Annotated in this window: 2 protein-coding genes; both read left to right on the top strand. The window is 62.2% G+C overall.

The window, feature by feature from the left end; genetic code table 11:
- Window positions 1-104: 104 nt before the first annotated feature.
- Window positions 105-392 (top strand): co-chaperone GroES, encoded by a 288-nt coding sequence (locus ACRCSW_RS08365; RefSeq protein ID WP_438704168.1) that lies wholly within the window; start codon window positions 105-107, stop codon window positions 390-392.
- 67 nt (window positions 393-459) lie between these two features.
- A partial coding sequence (gene groL, locus ACRCSW_RS08360; RefSeq protein ID WP_438704167.1) for a chaperonin GroEL occupies window positions 460-1871 on the top strand: 1412 nt, incomplete at its 3' end.

Genomic DNA, 1871 nt, shown 5'->3' with positions numbered 1-1871 from the left:
CGGTGTTGACTCAGACGCGCGTGGTGCCTAACTGACGGCACGTTAGCACTCGCTTTGAGTGAGTGCTAAGAAACTCAACCTGGAACTCAAGGGAGTGTACCCAGATGGCATTCAAACCGCTGCATGACCGCGTATTGGTGCGCCGCATCGAAGGCGAAGAAAAGACCAAGGGCGGGCTCATCATCCCCGATACTGCCAAGGAAAAGCCGGCCGAGGCCGAAGTGATTGCGGTCGGTCCGGGCGCGCGCAAGGATTCGGGCGAGCTGATCGCGCCGTCGGTTAAGGCGGGCGACCGGGTGCTGTTCGGCAAATGGTCGGGCACCGAAGTGACGATCGACGGCCAGGAGCTGCTGATCATGAAGGAAAGCGACATTCTCGGCGTTATCGCCTGAGGCTGTTTTCCGATGGTGCGTGGAACCACGCACCCTACCGAAATCCTGAGATTTAGGAGTCTTTGAAATGGCTGCAAAAGACGTCAAGTTTGACACCGATGCCCGCGACCGCATGCTGCGCGGCGTGAACATCCTCGCCGATGCCGTGAAGGTCACACTAGGCCCGAAAGGCCGCAACGTCGTGATCGAGAAGTCCTTCGGCGCACCGCGCATCACCAAGGACGGTGTGACGGTTGCCAAGGAAATCGAACTGCTGGACAAGTTCGAGAATATGGGCGCGCAGATGGTGAAGGAAGTCGCTTCCCGCACCAATGACGAAGCGGGCGACGGCACCACGACCGCGACCGTTCTGGCACAAGCGATCATCAAGGAAGGCCTGAAGGCCGTCGCCGCCGGAATGAACCCGATGGACCTGAAGCGCGGCATCGATCTGGCAACGACCAAGGTCGTGGCGGCGATCAAGGCTGCGGCCCGTCCGGTTTCGGACAGCGCCGAAGTGGCGCAGGTCGGCACGATTTCCGCGAACGGCGAGACCGAGATCGGCCGTCAGATCGCGGATGCGATGCAGAAGGTCGGCAACGAGGGTGTGATCACCGTCGAGGAAAACAAGGGTCTGGAAACGGAAACCGAAGTCGTCGAGGGCATGCAGTTCGACCGTGGGTACCTGTCGCCCTACTTCGTGACCAATGCCGACAAGATGATCGCGGACCTGGAAGACGTGATGATCCTGCTGCACGAAAAGAAGCTGTCGTCGCTGCAGCCGATGGTGCCGCTGCTGGAAGCCGTGATCCAGTCGCAGAAGCCGCTGCTGATCATCTCGGAAGACGTGGAAGGCGAGGCTTTGGCGACGCTCGTCGTCAACAAGCTGCGTGGCGGTCTGAAGATCGCCGCCGTCAAGGCGCCGGGCTTTGGCGACCGTCGCAAGGCCATGCTGCAGGACATCGCGATCCTGACCGGTGGTCAGGTGATTTCCGATGACCTCGGCATGAAGCTGGAAAACGTCGGCATCGACATGCTGGGCCGGGCGAAGAAAGTGTCCATCACCAAGGACAACACCACGATCATCGACGGCGCGGGCGACAAGGCCGAGATTCAGGCGCGCGTGGCCCAGATCCGTCAGCAGATCGAGGACACGACGAGCGATTACGACCGCGAGAAGCTGCAGGAGCGTGTGGCGAAACTGGCGGGCGGCGTGGCCGTCATCCGCGTTGGCGGCATGACCGAAGTCGAAGTGAAAGAGCGCAAGGACCGCGTCGATGACGCCCTGAACGCGACCCGTGCAGCCGTGCAGGAAGGTATCGTCGTCGGCGGCGGTGTGGCCCTGATCCAGGCGGGCAAGGCGCTGGACGGCCTGACCGGCGTGAACAGCGACCAGAACGCCGGGATCGCCATCGTGCGCAAGGCGCTCGAATCGCCGCTGCGCCAGATCGCGCAGAACGCGGGTGTCGACGGGTCCGTCGTCGCTGGCAAGGTGCGCGA

The sequence above is a fragment of the Tabrizicola sp. genome (assembly GCF_051645465.1).
Taxonomy (GTDB): domain Bacteria; phylum Pseudomonadota; class Alphaproteobacteria; order Rhodobacterales; family Rhodobacteraceae; genus Tabrizicola.
This window is presented reverse-complemented; position numbering and strand designations above follow the sequence as displayed.

What these genes read in the sequence shown, in the direction of transcription:
- ACRCSW_RS08365 (WP_438704168.1), top strand. Translation starts at nt 105, where the DNA reads ATGGCATTCAAACCGCTGCATGACCGCGTATTGGTGCGCCGCATCGAA.